General features: G+C 39.8%; 11 protein-coding genes and 2 pseudogenes. 2 read left to right on the top strand and 11 right to left on the bottom strand.

The genetic code is table 11. The features are described 5' to 3' along the window. Positions 1 to 388 precede the first annotated feature (388 nt). The 3 genes and pseudogenes from ICL16_RS26770 to ICL16_RS26760 all read right to left on the bottom strand — a co-directional run. Positions 389 to 658, bottom strand: a complete 270-nt coding sequence (locus ICL16_RS26770) for a hypothetical protein (RefSeq protein ID WP_190834094.1) — start codon at positions 656 to 658, stop codon at positions 389 to 391. Positions 659 to 858: 200 nt separating this feature from the next. Further along, complete coding sequence (locus ICL16_RS26765) at positions 859 to 2,424, bottom strand: FAD-binding domain-containing protein (RefSeq protein ID WP_190834091.1); 1,566 nt, start codon at positions 2,422 to 2,424, stop codon at positions 859 to 861. A gap of 276 nt (positions 2,425 to 2,700) precedes the next feature. Then, positions 2,701 to 3,267, bottom strand: a pseudogene (locus tag ICL16_RS26760) (hypothetical protein); the annotation flags it as partial. Positions 3,268 to 3,484: 217 nt separating this feature from the next. Here ICL16_RS26760 and ICL16_RS26755 point away from each other — a divergent pair. Both ICL16_RS26755 and ICL16_RS26750 read left to right on the top strand, forming a co-directional pair. Continuing rightward, a complete protein-coding gene (locus ICL16_RS26755) occupies positions 3,485 to 3,826 on the top strand; it encodes a hypothetical protein (protein WP_190834089.1) in 342 nt (113 codons plus the stop codon). A 17-nt stretch (positions 3,827 to 3,843) separates the two neighbouring features. Beyond that, positions 3,844 to 4,248, top strand: a complete 405-nt coding sequence (locus tag ICL16_RS26750; RefSeq protein ID WP_190834087.1) for a hypothetical protein — start codon at positions 3,844 to 3,846, stop codon at positions 4,246 to 4,248. A gap of 439 nt (positions 4,249 to 4,687) precedes the next feature. On the opposite strand, the pseudogene ICL16_RS26745 reads toward ICL16_RS26750, so the two are convergent. The 8 genes and pseudogenes from ICL16_RS26745 to ICL16_RS26710 all read right to left on the bottom strand — a co-directional run. Continuing rightward, positions 4,688 to 5,242 (bottom strand): annotated as a pseudogene (locus tag ICL16_RS26745) (hypothetical protein); the annotation flags it as partial. 46 nt (positions 5,243 to 5,288) lie between these two features. Then, positions 5,289 to 7,049 (bottom strand): hypothetical protein, encoded by a 1,761-nt coding sequence (locus tag ICL16_RS26740; RefSeq protein ID WP_190834085.1) that lies wholly within the window; start codon positions 7,047 to 7,049, stop codon positions 5,289 to 5,291. A gap of 21 nt (positions 7,050 to 7,070) precedes the next feature. Next, positions 7,071 to 7,751, bottom strand: a complete 681-nt coding sequence (locus tag ICL16_RS26735; protein ID WP_190834083.1) for a hypothetical protein — start codon at positions 7,749 to 7,751, stop codon at positions 7,071 to 7,073. Positions 7,752 to 7,766: 15 nt separating this feature from the next. Beyond that, entirely contained in the window at positions 7,767 to 8,594 is an 828-nt protein-coding gene (locus ICL16_RS26730) for a hypothetical protein (RefSeq protein WP_190834081.1), read from the bottom strand. 73 nt (positions 8,595 to 8,667) lie between these two features. Next, entirely contained in the window at positions 8,668 to 9,720 is a 1,053-nt protein-coding gene (locus tag ICL16_RS26725; RefSeq protein ID WP_190834078.1) for a hypothetical protein, read from the bottom strand. A gap of 18 nt (positions 9,721 to 9,738) precedes the next feature. After that, the gene (locus ICL16_RS26720) at positions 9,739 to 10,614 is read right to left on the bottom strand and encodes a hypothetical protein (RefSeq protein WP_190834076.1); all 876 of its coding nucleotides are present in this window, start codon (positions 10,612 to 10,614) and stop codon (positions 9,739 to 9,741) included. Between the two features lie 144 nt (positions 10,615 to 10,758). Further along, complete coding sequence (locus ICL16_RS26715; protein WP_190834074.1) at positions 10,759 to 13,509, bottom strand: hypothetical protein; 2,751 nt, start codon at positions 13,507 to 13,509, stop codon at positions 10,759 to 10,761. Beyond that, complete coding sequence (locus tag ICL16_RS26710) at positions 13,463 to 13,834, bottom strand: hypothetical protein (RefSeq protein ID WP_190834072.1); 372 nt, start codon at positions 13,832 to 13,834, stop codon at positions 13,463 to 13,465. Before ICL16_RS26710 ends, ICL16_RS26715 begins: the two co-directional genes overlap by 47 nt. Positions 13,835 to 13,974 lie beyond the last annotated feature (140 nt).

Genomic DNA, 13,974 nt, shown 5'->3' with positions numbered 1-13,974 from the left:
CGCTCACACTCGAATCATTTTTATTCTTTTACTAACTCACAAGTCATCTTGCTAATGGGGGGGGAGTGAAAAGTTACAATCAATCAGTTCAGTTTGATTTTTTTCCAAGCCTACTACATTAACACGTTGTAGAAATTGACTAAACAATTTGACAAATGGCAATCGCTACTTTCTAGTTATGGTAGTATCGTTAAAGAATTTTTGCCCAAGTTTGTTCATCGGTTAAAATTGGAGAGAGATAATTAATTGTTTGAGTATGCAGCAACAAAACTGTGAAGCCGTGTCTCTGAAACGCTTCAGTATGCTGTGAAATTACGTGATCAATACTTACTTTCATTGTAGTCTAAATTGAGCGGCTGAAATAAGTTTTTCTTCAGGGATAGGTAGATTAAAGGGAGGTATAGGTTAAAGTATACTTACGTTGAAGTTCCAAACCAGGAAGATAACCGCCTTGATATGGTATTTCTTCAAAATTACTGAGCGTCCCCTTGATTTCTGAAATTGGTTTTAGTAACTGCTTACTACGCTGACTCCAATTAATAAGTTCTGCATCAAATACTTCTTGAAATTCAAGAGCGTGTAATGTTGCATCGTCTGGTAAGGTTTGGCTGGTTACAACAATCAATAACTTTAAAGTGATGGAGAGCGTGCAATACATTTCTCTTGAATCATTGCTCTTATTAACCTGAGTACTAGACTCGTCTACATGAAAACGTGCGTTGCGCTTTAAACTCGGAAAATTCCTCACTTTGGAGTAGGTTACGAAGATAGGGTAGCAGTCCTGTATCTGGATGTGATAGGATTTGACGAACGGTTGGTGCTAGTTAAGCGATCGCATCCCTTGGTGGGCGTAGGTTTTTAGGATTGTTGATCCTTGAAGTGCTTGTATTGTTTATCTTTAGATTCAAAGTATTTGATCACTGCTGTTTTAGTAGCAATAGCGTTTTCGTACTCCTCACCACCTTCAGCCAACAGTCGTTCTCGTACACGCTTACGAAGATCGGAAACAATTTTGCCATTAACTCGCCTAGTCTGCGCCCAATCTAAAATCGGTGCTGGGTACAAACCATGCTCTGTACACTTGCCTTCAAGAATGTCTTGTAAGCCATAGCCCAATAGCTTTGGTATCCAGTGGTAGATAAAGCGCAAATCTGAGTCTTTCTCCTCAATATTCTTATTAGGATTGTATATCCGGAAAGTATCACTCAAGGGGTTAGTAATTCCTGCTTGCATCTGCCACTGCCAATTATCAATTGCCAAGTCTCCATCTACTAAATAATTCATGTAATGCTTAGCACCATGATGCCAAGAGATACCGCAATTAATAGTTAAGAAAGTGGCACACATCGCTCGCATTCTAAAGTTCATCCACCCCATTGTTCTTAGCTGCCTCATACTCGCATCAACCATTGGGAAACCAGTTATACCTTCACACCAAGCATGAAATAATTCCTGCTGCGATGAAGTCAGTTCATCAGGTCGATAATACTCATCAAATTCCGGGTAACAATTGGTGTATGCTATTTCGGGATGAAAGTACAACCGTTGGGTAAAACTATCATGCCAACGTAAGCGAGAGCGCAGAGCGCACGCTTCGCGAACGCGAAACGCTTTCAAGGAAAATTGGGCTTTGGGTTGATCCGTAAGTTCTGCTGCTCGTGCCTTAGTACTTTGATACACATTTCTCACCGAGATTGTACCAAATGTTAGATGAGGTGATAGATGAGACGTTGCTTTCTGCTGTGCTAACCACGGACGAGAAAGTTTCCAATGATACCCATAAAATCTTTTAGTCAGAAATGAGTCTAAAGTTTTTTGTGCAAGCGTTTCTCCACCTTTGAAGTATACTTTCTTGGTTTCATAAAAAGTCGAGTACTTGCGCTTAAGTTCAGCAAAAGTTAATTGAGGTAGGTTTAAGGATAAATCTGGGGTGTTAATGTGAGTAGGAGTTGGTGGTGGTAATTGTCTAACGTAAGTATAATACTCCTCAATCCACTGGTCACGACGGTCGTTATCAGTTTGCAAAAAGTTATTTAAACCGATGTGGTAATCTAGATTGAGTTGAGTGTAGAAGTTAATGAGCGTGCGATCGCGTTCAATCCCGTATTCAACCTGTACATCACGGTTAAAATAAAGTTTGGGTTTATGTCCAAGCTGTATTAGCTGTTGAGTTAGTTCTTGTAGGATATTGACCGAATTCCCCTCAAATAAATACAGCTTACTACCCAATAAGCGTAGATTGTTATCCAGGTTTTCCAAAGACTCAAACAAAAACCTAACCCGTGCTTTCCCGACATCGGAACATTGATAAAACCAAGGATCGATGATAAAGCAGGGTAATACAGGAGCGTTTTCGGCAGTTGCCTTAGCTACGCTTTCATTATCAGCTATACGTAAATCTCGTCTGAACCAGATGATCTTCATGGTTCAATTGTACTATATTTTCTCCTTATCGGTTGGTAGTGTACCCCTATAGTTTGGTGGTATACCCTTATAGTTTGGTATAGCATCGTAGTTTGGTGTGCCGCTATCGTATGGTGATGTATCCTCGTAGTTTTGGGTGTCGCTATCGTATGGTGATGTACCCTCATATTTTGGTGTATCGCCATCTTTTAGTGGTGTATCCCCATAGTTTGGTGTGCCGCCATCGGATGGTAGTGTATACTCCTCGTAGTTTAGTGTGCCGCCATTGTTTGATGTATTGCTGGCTCTTACACAAGAAGCTCCACTAGCAGAAGGAGGGTCAGCGTAAACTGCTAAGGTATTATATTCAGGCGCATCATCACCATAGTCAACTTGGAAGGTGTACAACTTTCTTCGACCTTGCCCTTCTGTTACCACTGTTAAAAGTGTAGAGTCAGTGTGAGGAAGTCCAGGAATATTTAGTTTTTGAATTCGCCTCATGTGAATTACACTTGCACCTGAGTTTTCACAATTCTCTGTGTTGTTGCTTTGTGGACTAAATTCCGGACACAATTGACCATCAAAATCTAATGTTACCTGTGATGGGTCGTCTAACCAAACTTTTTTAATTGTTTCTCCAGTGGGAATGAAGTTTAAGTTTGTCCCTTGCTTAAACCAAACTTTAATGGTAGGTGTTGCTCCCCCTAACCCTTGGGCTTGGCAGGAAAATATGGAGCGCAAAACAGAGTTATTAGCTATGGCACGTTCTCCCAATAATAACGCTGCCGTTGAGAAACAAAGGGAAACCGCAGGGAAGAAATAGGGATTTTTTGGGATGTTTTTTTGGCAGAGGATGTTGTGCATCTATGAATACTGAATTATATTTATTGTTAGGATACCAAAAATAGAGATGAAAAATTTCGCGTTTCTACAAAAATCATAAGACTTGCATTTTATCTGTTATCTTTAGATTCAAAGTATTTGATCACTGCTGTTTTAGTAGCAATAGCGTTTTCGTCATTTAGGATTGCTATAATATTAAGGTATAATCCCCTACACCCTAGTTTCGTTATGTGTTTAGATGAATCCCAACAATCAAGGCAAATCTGCCCAACCTCAGCCAACAGATCCCTATGAGCAAATTTTATTTAGGGGATATACAGAGGACGAGATAGCCGAAATTAAAATTCTCATGGAAAATTGGGATAAAGCTACCTACTCTACTTTAGCCTTAAGCATTGTAGATCATGCTGATAGACATGATTTTGAGAATAATTATTTAAAATATTTAAGAAAAGCAAAGAATTTTAACAAAAAGGGCGCTCGTAAGAAAATACTTAGTGACGGTGCAGTTAGGTGGAATAAAGGAAATGAGTTTCTGATTGAAAGGAATGGGAAAATAGTATCATACGGGGAAAATTAAGCCTTTAAACAGAGATTATGCGTTACTTAGAAACCGGAAATATTTCTAACAATCCTAACACGGCAAAAGATTATATTACTAAAGTACTAAATCAATTATTGATTGATTATAAAAATACACGAGAAGAACGACGAAAACTTACTCATTGGGAAGAGTCAAGAGATTTTTCAATTTTGGGGGAAATAGAAATTTTTACAACCGATATCAGAGGGTACACCTCTCAATTAATAACCAATAATTTTTTAGAAAATCCTCAAGAAATTTTTGAAAAATTGAAGCAACTACAAATATTTTATAACTCTTACTTTGTCGAATGGTATTTTCATGAAGAAAATGAGTATCCACAGCTAAAAAACTATGTAGAAAAACTCAACTATCTGCGGTTACTTCTTATCGAGTACATAAGTCAGTACAGTTATTAGTACCTTCATAAACCTAGTTTCCTGGGCTATTTCGTTCTTTTACAATCTACAGCCTAGAATTGAAGTTATAGGCTGATAGCTCAAGTCGGTTAAAACCGAATAAATTGTTGATTTTCAGTCCGTTTTAACGGACTTGGTGCTACTCGCGCCATATACTTGAGTACATGGTGCGAGCGTAGGGAATGAAGTAGCCTCAGATCCCCGACTTCTTAAAGAAGTCGGGGATCTTGTTGTTTACTGCTATAATATTAAGGTATAAATCATTATTAATCTAGTCATCTCTTCTCTCGTTGGGTGATTCTAGCGGTTCGCCAGAACTTGGAGTATTCTCGTCGTTTGCCGGAGGTATTACTGGCTTATTGTTCCTTGTTGGTGTATTGTTGTTTCTGGTTGGTTGTAACGGAGTAACTCTGGGAGTTTGAGTTGGTGGATTATTTGGTCTAATACAAGATGCTCCAGTATTAGAAGCGGCATCAGGATAAACTGCTAAAGTTTTATATTCAGGATCACCATCACCATAGTTAACTTGGAAAGTGTACAAATTTCTTCTGCCTTGCCCTTCTGTTATCACTGTTAAAAGAGTAGTATCAGTATTAGGAAGTCCGGGAATATTTAGTTTTTTAATTCGTCGCAGGTGAATGACATTTGCACCGGAGTTTTCACAATTTCCTGTGTTGTTATCTTGACCAAACTGGCACATTGGACCATCAAAATCTAATGTTACCTGTGATGGGTCGTCTAACCAAACTTTTTTAATTGTTTCTCCAGTGGGAATAAAGCTCAAGTTTGTACCTTGCTGAAACCAAACTGTAATGTTGGGTGTTGCTCCCCCTAAACCCTGAGCTTGGCAGGAAAATATAGAACGTAAAACAGAATTATTAGCTATGGCACTATCTGCTAGTAATAACGCTGCTGCTGAAACAAAAAGGGAAATTAAAGGCTGTAAATAGGGATTTTTGGGGATGTTCTTTTGGTAGATGATGTTGTTCATTATTCGATTTTTTGTTAAGATATAGACGCAATATATGGCGTCTCTACATTCAAAGCTGTATTGGTTGATTAACAAACAGTACAACTTGTTTTCCTGCTGACAAAACCCAAAGGTTAGTTCGTTGTGGTGGTCTAGGAACGTTTGACGCTCGACTACGTTGCTCTAAATTAGTACCAATACTTCTTGTAATACCTTCTACAAATCCAGCGGCAATGCTTGGATCTGGGCTAGCGTTATAGCAACTTCTGTAAGTGATAGTATTTTGGGAGTTGTTTTCGTTTGGATTAGTATTACCGTTCAATACTGGATAAGGAAGAGTATCGCACTCTTGTCTGGGACGGTTAACATACTCTGCTCCTTTATTAATACCGGAGAAAATGCCTGTTCTAATATCACTTCCCAAGCGTGAACCGCCAGTACTAATTTGATTTTGCTCTCCTACTGTAGGTTGACCATTGGAACCACGAATCACTAAACTACCTTCTGGGATGTTCCTTTCTACGCGATTACCATTCTTTTCTTGCCAACTAACTTTGATGACATTAAGCCTCATCAAACCAGAATCGGAAGTGGAATCATTGTTCAAGTATATTTGTGTGTCTTTAGGTAGGATAGAAGTACCATCAGCAGCTTTTAATGGCTCAGTTAACCGCGCTACAAATACTTCTTTGTTGCCACTATCGCTATTATTATTGCCACTATTATTTCCACTACGAGTATTACTTCTGTTAGTAGGAGTAGTTTCCCCATATACAGCTGTTACTAATACAGCTTTAGCAGTACTTCCTACCACTGCTGATTTGGAATTTTGCTTCGTAGCAGTACTTACCGGGCTGGGGCTGGGCGGATTGATAACTCTAATTGGTGGTTTAGTGACTGTGAGAGGTTGTGGTGCTGGAATTGTGTTTGCTTGAGCAATTGTAGCATTATTTACGCCTTGGTTTTTAGTACCTGGTACTTGACCGTAGCTACCCAACTTCGCCAACCTTGCCCACTCTTGCATGGGATCTGGTGTAGAAGATGGAGTTGGTGTCAAAGGTGGTGGTGTGGGGATCGGTTGTGAAGGTTGGAGTGGTGGCAATACAGGTGGTAGGGTTCTTCTGGGTACAGTCGCTACTTGCCGAGGCGGCTCTCGTCGTAGTTGAGTAATTCGGGTTGGTTGAGGTTGTGGGCGCTTTACTGGCTCTCGTGCAGGCAAGTAAACTGTTTGTACAGGTGTTGGTATTCTTTGTGCTACCACTGATGGTCTATCTCTGTAGACAACTCGTGGCGGTTCTGGGCGTCGAGTGGGCTGAGTTGTAATTCGCGGTGTTGGTGTTGATTTTTGATTTCTCAGTTGTCGTTGCGCTAATTGCACAGCTTGTGCTTGTTCTGCTAGGGCAAGTTTCGTTTTTAGTGCTTCTATTTCTTCTTGTTGTAGTTCTGGAGTTGGTTTGGTTGTGGGTTGCGATCGCGGTTGTACTACAAGATTAGGATTTGGTTTGGGCTTTTGATTGCCGATATTCATTGCCAGTGTCAAAAACACGCCTGCAAACACAATCAGAGCCAAGGTTCCTGCTCCTACTAAGCCTAGCTTGGCAAAGGGGTTAGATGACAGAGGCGATCGACTTTGAACAGATTGTGGTTCTTCTGGTTCAGGCAGAGGCTGTCTTGTAGTGGTTGCTTCTCCAGAAGAGTGAGATTCTTCTTCCAAACCAACCAATCTTGCCATCCGTGATTCCCAATTCGAAGCATTATTTTGAGAATCATGGACGGTTGGAGTATTTGAACTATTTAGAGGAGGTTCTGAGGGAATTTTATCTTTAGTCATAGTTTTAAATAAGATTTATTTTTAGGAACAGTTTTTTTCTGTAATGTCACAAATATTATAGATTTCTAGCTTTGCTTCACCCAGGCGGTGAACTGCTAATTGCAAAGGAAGTTGTCCATTGGGTGGTGAAGTTGGTATATCATCTACTACCCTCACTAATATTTGTTTATTCAAAGGAGTTGACTTACCTATAGAGTCATAACTTGTCAAAGTTAAATAATTTGCTAACACCTCCACTTTCCACTTGCCTTTACCTATTTGTTCTGGTCGAGAAACTCTTTGTAACAGCAATAAACCTTCTGTACCTCTACTTATATTTCCTGATTGATATTCAGGACCTAAATTATAAATTTCTGTCTCAAATTTTTGCCGAAAACCATTAGCTAGTAGTTGAGAACCAATTAACCAAACATTTTTTGGTGGCTGTTTTTGCGACCATGTAAATAATAAAGTCATAGTTTCACCCACAAAACGCCGAATTGTTTCTGGATGACGCTCTATATTTTGTTTCGGATCTACTGTGATAGCACTACCATCAGCCAGTTGCGCTAAACTTGGAGTGGCATTTTTGCGGTTCAACTGCTGTAATATAGTTCCATGAAACATTAAAACTAACAAAGTAATTATATTTAAACCAAATGTTGCTACTGCTAATAGTGGCAGTATGTTAGTTTTCTTGTTTTCTGATTTAAGTAACTGCATTAATAATTAATAATATTATTTAATAAAACTACCGGAACTACCAGGAACACAAGAATTCAAACTATCATTTGTCTGTGTGTTATATCCATCTATCAAACATAAATTCCGAATTTCATAAATCTCCATTTTTGCATTACGGATACTATATACTGCTTTTTGCAAATCAGTTGTTGTGTTAGATAGTGGATAAACAAAAGTGTCCACTGCTCTGACTAGCAAATCTTTGTTAAAAGGAACTATTAATTTCTGCTCTTCTTGAGAACGTTTTTTTTGTACCAAATCAGCAACTATCCCAACTCGCCACTTACCTTCGGCAATTTTGACAGGAGGATAAACCCGTTTAATAACTAATTGCCCTGAAATAGCTTGATTAGGGTTTTTCGTGAAGACTTCTGCGGGTGTGATTTGAGCAATTGTGCTTAAGAAACCCTTGCGAAAATCTTCTGATATGCCAAAACTAGCAATCCAGCTGCTTGTCGTAACTTTTTTGCTGGAGCCTGTTGAGGTTTGAACAGATATTCCTTGATCTGGTATAGGGTTAGTAGCTTGTTCTATACTTTGTGCTGGTAGGGTTCCTGACCAGTTGAACATAGATGTCATTGTTTGACTGACAAACTGACGAATTGCTTGTGGCTCCCGTTCCAAATCGTTGGCAACAGTGACTGGTTTACCATCAATTAGTTGCTCGAAAGTGGGAGATTTTTGCAGACTGAGGTTGCGAATAGCTAACCCTTGAGATATTAATAAAAATAAAGCTACTACATGCAGCCCAAAAGTAGTCAGCGCAAAGAGCGTCAGAATACCCCCAGTGCGTTTTTTTCGTTTTTCTAGTAAACTTACCATTACCCCTCCCGTTCCCCTAAACCTTTCGTATCCCCCATTAGTCATTATTATAAGTATTCCAGCGCAAAAGTTGTTACACTCTTGCCCTCACCCAAGAAGCTGTATTCGAGATCGCGTTAAATACTGCAAATCCCCCAGCTGCAGCCAGAGCTAAAGATAAAATCGGTGCCAAAAGTCCCAGAAAAATTATGAACCACATTAAGTCGGGATTAGTAGCATTGGCATCTTGTGCTGGTCCATTGACAATCACTGTAGCAGTAACAATGGCGATAATGTTGAAGGAAATTTTAGCAATTCCCACCGATAAAAACCCTGTCAACCATGCAAAAATAGGTTTACCGGCTACAGGTAGCAAAGATCCACCTACAGCCAATGGTCCTAAAACTGCTACAAGCAACATTGCAGATTCTAGCAGATTCTGGAAAGCAAATTGCAAGGAAATGAAAAAAGTTTTGATACTTGTTTGTACTGTCGAACCCAAGAAGGAATTAAATGCAATCTCTGGTACATTGCCTGTATTCTCAGAATATAGAACAACTTGATTTTGTAGTCTAGTTATCCAAGGGCGATCGCCATATAAACTTCTATACTCATCCCAAAGCTCGTTAATTTTGTCTCTAGCGATAATCAAGCAATCAGCTTGTTGTTGTCCGGTAAGTGACTGACAAGGACGTAAGTAGGAACCAGCTACTTCTTCCGCAATACTCATATTCAATGCTTGCTGGTAATTTTGCTCAATATTGCCTGCATCAACTACTTGCTGATTCACTCCATTAAGTAAATCTCGCACACCCAGAGTAAGGCTAGACAACATCGTTCCTTGTCCGGAGTTTGTTAACAGTAATACAACAACAAATGGCCAAATTAATGCAGATATTGGACGCGAATATTCACCATCTAAAACATCTCTTAACCATTGGATCATGAAAAATAGCAGAGTTCCCACTGCAAAAAAGACACCTAGATTTGTCAGCGCTCCATATATATTATTGTTGGTGTCATTCTGCAATAAACTTAACCATTGCTGATTCCAGCTACTAGCAATACTTCTTGCCGTCGCCGCACCATTGTTAATAATCTCATTAACACCAATTTGTGCAAACATGTCTGAACTATTTAGCCACATTTAAGAAGATAGAAAAATTTAGTTTGATGCCTGATTCCTGCCGTCTGAATCCTGTTCTCCTATTCCCAGCAAATCTACTTGAGCAGTAGCTCTTAAAAGTCGCGCTGTCTCTACTGATGCATCCACTCTTCTCGCCCGATTTACATCTTCCATCTGTTGAGAAATATTTGCCAAATTCAAGTTAGAGTACTGCATAGCTTGATTTAGTTGCGTTGTAGTAACAAGCGTTTCCCCCATCATCTTTGCTTGCCCACCCTGAATGATTAAGCTTTGAACCTGTAAATTTGATTGAATTGCACTTCCACATGCTGTGCCAATCACATTAGTAGTAGGATTGACTTGACAAGCTTGTTGTACTAATTGATTGAGGAAATTATTTTGATTTTCCTTAACATTGTCTACAAATTTATCAACTCTTTCCAGGAAACTTTGCACATCATTAAACTTCCCTTGTAATCGATACTGCCCTTCTCTACCTAAATTACCTTGTACTGCGCTCAGAGCAATTTGGCGATTAATTTCATTGCTAGCACTCAATGTTTGTAGCTCTTGATTATTTTCAAATTTATTTGGGATGGGATTGTTAATGATGTACTCTTTAACTCTGTCTTCTAATGCAAAAGGATCGTGTATTTGAAGATTGCCTCGAGAAGCGTCAATCGCATTTTTAGAAGCGTAGTCTTCTACTGGCTGTAATTTTCTGGTTAGGTTATTATTGAGATATTCTTGTAAAGCGTTTGCATAATTAAAAAAATCATCTTGAACCTTGCCCAGATTCTCATTATTATTACCGATGAAAGTATTAGTAAAATCATCAGGGTTAATTTGCTGTGCTAGAACTGGTAATATTCCTAGCAATGCTAAAGAAAGAGTCAAAATGGTAGTTTTGCGCATAAATTTTTACCTAAAAAATAAATTTAGCTAGTTGATATTTTGCCTATTTTCAACACCCCATCTCCCACAATATAGTTGATACCCCCCAACCCCCCTTGTAAAGGGGGCTTTATTCCCCCCTTCTAAGGGGGGCTAGGGGGGTTCTCATCCCCGCAACGCCGCCAATAACTGACGCGCAAAGACAGAAATCGCCTCATACTTATCACCGTATTCCTGCATAGCTTGTGTACGAGCAGTTTGTTCATGGGGATTGTTAGCAACTACTGCCAATTGCTCATAACCAGGATAATAGCGACAGAAGGTATAAATACCGTTATCATCTAGTAGCCATTGACTATATACACCTTCTTTGCGAGGAAAGAAGCTTTCTGATGCATTGCGGGCAATAATTTCGCGGGGATATTTTAAGATATTTGTAAAACTATCTACTGCTACTGGCTGAATACGCCCAATTAATCGGGTTGACAAGTTTTGCAAAATTTTCGATGCGGCTTTAGATTTGGCAATGGTATCTGGGTCTTGTGCTGATAGAATGACTCTGATCCCCGCTTTAGCACCGTTGGCACAAATTCTCCCAACTAAGCTGGCAATTTGATCGAATTCAAATAGAATTGGTGCTTCGTCGATAAAGAAGATTGAAGATGGACTACTTAGCGATCGCCTTAGTGCTGCTGAATAAGCACTCAATGATAATACTGCAGCATCTTCACTATCCGACAAGTTTCTCAGCGCAAAAACCAGAAGTTGAGCATCAGTACGGAAGCTAGATGGTGAAGAAATTGCTTGCCCTACGCGACTAGAAAGCCAAAACCGCAAGCGCAAACGAATTTGACTCAGCGCATCTTCTATCGCCCCCCCTAAACTATCCAGTTCCAGATGTTCTGGAGAGCAGAATGTGACAAAATCTTGTAATGTAGGGGTTTTTTGCCAAGCTACAGAACCTAATCCCTCCTCAATTGCATCTCGATATCGCTGTTTGATCCCCTCATCAGTAAAGAAGGTTCCTAAAGCCAAGTTGATAATTGAGCGTACCGTTTGTGCAAGTAGCTGATTTTCCGTTGACGATCCTAAAATCATTGTCATCAAAGCTGACTCTAGGAACGAGACATAATCAAGCATCCGATCACGTTGTTCTTCTGGGGGCAGCGATCGCAAGTCTGGCTGCTCAAACAAGTTATTCGATTGTTTCGAGATGTCAAAGTAAGCTCCATTCTCCTCCATAAATCCTGTATAATCTGTAAAGGTAGATGTACCATCCGGTTTGGGATAATCCAACACCACTACAGGGATGTTATGCGCCAAAGCTTGAGTCAAAATCCCCGAAACTAATACTGACTTACCAGCACGAGTTGTCGCAAACAGCGCTAAATTTTTATGCTGGTTAAACAAATCCAGATGAACCGGCGTTCCCCCTTCTTCGGCTATCAACTCAAAACCTTTTTTATCACCTGCCCTAGTTTGCACTAACGGCATCAATCCCATCACTTCATTAGTTAAATAAAGCTGGCGACGGTTAAAGGGTTTTGCTAACAAGCTTTCCCACACTATTGGTAGTGTTTGCAGCCAAGTTTTCCAAGCGTACTCTACTTCTCTAACTACTTGTGCAGGGCGAGTAAAACAGCTTTCAATGTATCTTGTCGCTTCTTCTAACTGCTCCAGATTGGGGCGATGCACTAAAATTGCTATAGCTGTGTAAATCGGTACTGCTCCTTCATACAATTGCTCTTGCGCCGCCACCGATTTCCTCATCTTCATTTGCGCACTAACATCAATAGTCTTACTTTTTTCCTGCGCTAACAATGCGGTAGTATTTGACTGCTTCAGTACCCTTTGCAAAGTACCTTTTACTATAGCTGGATTAGCTGCCGTCAACTGACAAATAATTTCTGTATCAACAACCCTTTCTCTAGCCAGAAGTTCCCATAAATAGCGTAATTGAGAAGATTTACTTGACCAACCTCCTGGTTTTTCTAGAAATGTCATCACGCCAATATAACGATTGTTAGCGTGAACCCAGCGGCGATCGGCACATGGTACACTAGACTCCATCAACAAAGTTGTACTATGGAGATTGTCTATGAGCAACTTAGTACTAGCTAAATCTGAATAAACTTGTTCGTGCAGTCCATTTTCATCTAATGTAACCAATTGGGGAATATCTATGGGCTGAGTATCGTTAAATCTTCGCCAAATTTCTCCCCAAAGTTCAACAGCATTCATTGGCTTGATATCCAAGCCCATTTGGTTAGATAATATTTGTTCCCAACGACGAAAACCTTCTTTATAAGCATTGGTAATTACAGTCTCAATGCGCTGGTTTTCTGCTTCTGTAAAATCACCTTTGAATTTTAACCACCATAATTCACCTCTTGCCAAAAACCTCTCGATCCAATCTGAGGTTTCTGTCGAGTTTGGTTCGACAGTGTATGTTACATACACCCGCAGAAACTTTGGTTTGCGGATCCCAGAACGAGTCAGTTCTTGAATGCGCGATCGCTCTGCCATCAGCAGATATTTAATATTTGGCGATGTCGTTTTTTTAATTAGTTCTGTAAGTTCTTTTTGGCGTATTTTATCTGAACTAAAAGACCCCATATGAAACGTCATTCTTTCACCTGTGGGGATATCTTTTAACCCGACTTCGATATTATTACAAATTGTGTCAATCTGGTCAGTTGTCAAGGTAGTGTGAATACCTCGGCACTCAAAACCAAAAACAAAACAGAACTGATCTTTTTGGTTGCCCTTTGTCAAAAGGTAAGCACCTACATCTCTCCCATCCAGTGCCACTCTGAGCATGGAAGACAGATGTAAAGCATCTTCAAATGGTGTTAATCTAGTAGTCGTCTCACCGCCGCTTCCGCCGACGCTTTGTTTTCCGATTTTTTGCTTCATGATTAACTTCCATAAGGCTTAAATAACGTGCGCTACCTCTTGTCCAAGAGGGAACCGCAATAAACTTGCTTAAAAAACGCCAGCTCCTACCACCAGTTAATATCCACCAAGTAGCCATGCCCCATCCCGCGATGAGAAGCGTCCACAACCATTTTTGGAAATCATTTTGAAAAATGCCTCCAAAAACACCGTTGACGATCAAGTAGGAACCAAGGATAATAAGTGTCCAAGGAAAGACTTGATCGGCAGGAATTGGTCCTAGTGAAGGTTGTGCCCCTAGAATTTGGTTGACTGGACGAAATTCATCTTCTCGCTCTTTGGTCATAACTAATTGCTGAGTTATTCCTCTTTCTTAGTTTAGATAAATTATTAACCTTTTGTAGGTGTAAGTTGCATATTTTCTTATCTAGTCGCTAATAGAAGAATCGCTAATCGCTAATTGCTATTAGCCATGAACCATTAGCA

The sequence above is a fragment of the Iningainema tapete BLCC-T55 genome (assembly GCF_014698965.1).
GTDB classification, from domain to species: domain Bacteria; phylum Cyanobacteriota; class Cyanobacteriia; order Cyanobacteriales; family Nostocaceae; genus Iningainema; species Iningainema tapete.
This window is presented reverse-complemented; position numbering and strand designations above follow the sequence as displayed.

What these genes read in the sequence shown, in the direction of transcription:
- ICL16_RS26735 (WP_190834083.1), bottom strand. Translation starts at nt 7,751, where the DNA reads ATGCAGTTACTTAAATCAGAAAACAAGAAAACTAACATACTGCCACTA.
- ICL16_RS26725 (WP_190834078.1), bottom strand. Translation starts at nt 9,720, where the DNA reads ATGTGGCTAAATAGTTCAGACATGTTTGCACAAATTGGTGTTAATGAG.
- ICL16_RS26765 (WP_190834091.1), bottom strand. Translation starts at nt 2,424, where the DNA reads ATGAAGATCATCTGGTTCAGACGAGATTTACGTATAGCTGATAATGAA.
- ICL16_RS26715 (WP_190834074.1), bottom strand. Translation starts at nt 13,509, where the DNA reads ATGAAGCAAAAAATCGGAAAACAAAGCGTCGGCGGAAGCGGCGGTGAG.
- ICL16_RS26740 (WP_190834085.1), bottom strand. Translation starts at nt 7,049, where the DNA reads ATGACTAAAGATAAAATTCCCTCAGAACCTCCTCTAAATAGTTCAAAT.
- ICL16_RS26720 (WP_190834076.1), bottom strand. Translation starts at nt 10,614, where the DNA reads ATGCGCAAAACTACCATTTTGACTCTTTCTTTAGCATTGCTAGGAATA.
- ICL16_RS26755 (WP_190834089.1), top strand. Translation starts at nt 3,485, where the DNA reads ATGAATCCCAACAATCAAGGCAAATCTGCCCAACCTCAGCCAACAGAT.
- ICL16_RS26770 (WP_190834094.1), bottom strand. Translation starts at nt 658, where the DNA reads ATGTATTGCACGCTCTCCATCACTTTAAAGTTATTGATTGTTGTAACC.
- ICL16_RS26750 (WP_190834087.1), top strand. Translation starts at nt 3,844, where the DNA reads ATGCGTTACTTAGAAACCGGAAATATTTCTAACAATCCTAACACGGCA.
- ICL16_RS26710 (WP_190834072.1), bottom strand. Translation starts at nt 13,834, where the DNA reads ATGACCAAAGAGCGAGAAGATGAATTTCGTCCAGTCAACCAAATTCTA.
- ICL16_RS26730 (WP_190834081.1), bottom strand. Translation starts at nt 8,594, where the DNA reads ATGGTAAGTTTACTAGAAAAACGAAAAAAACGCACTGGGGGTATTCTG.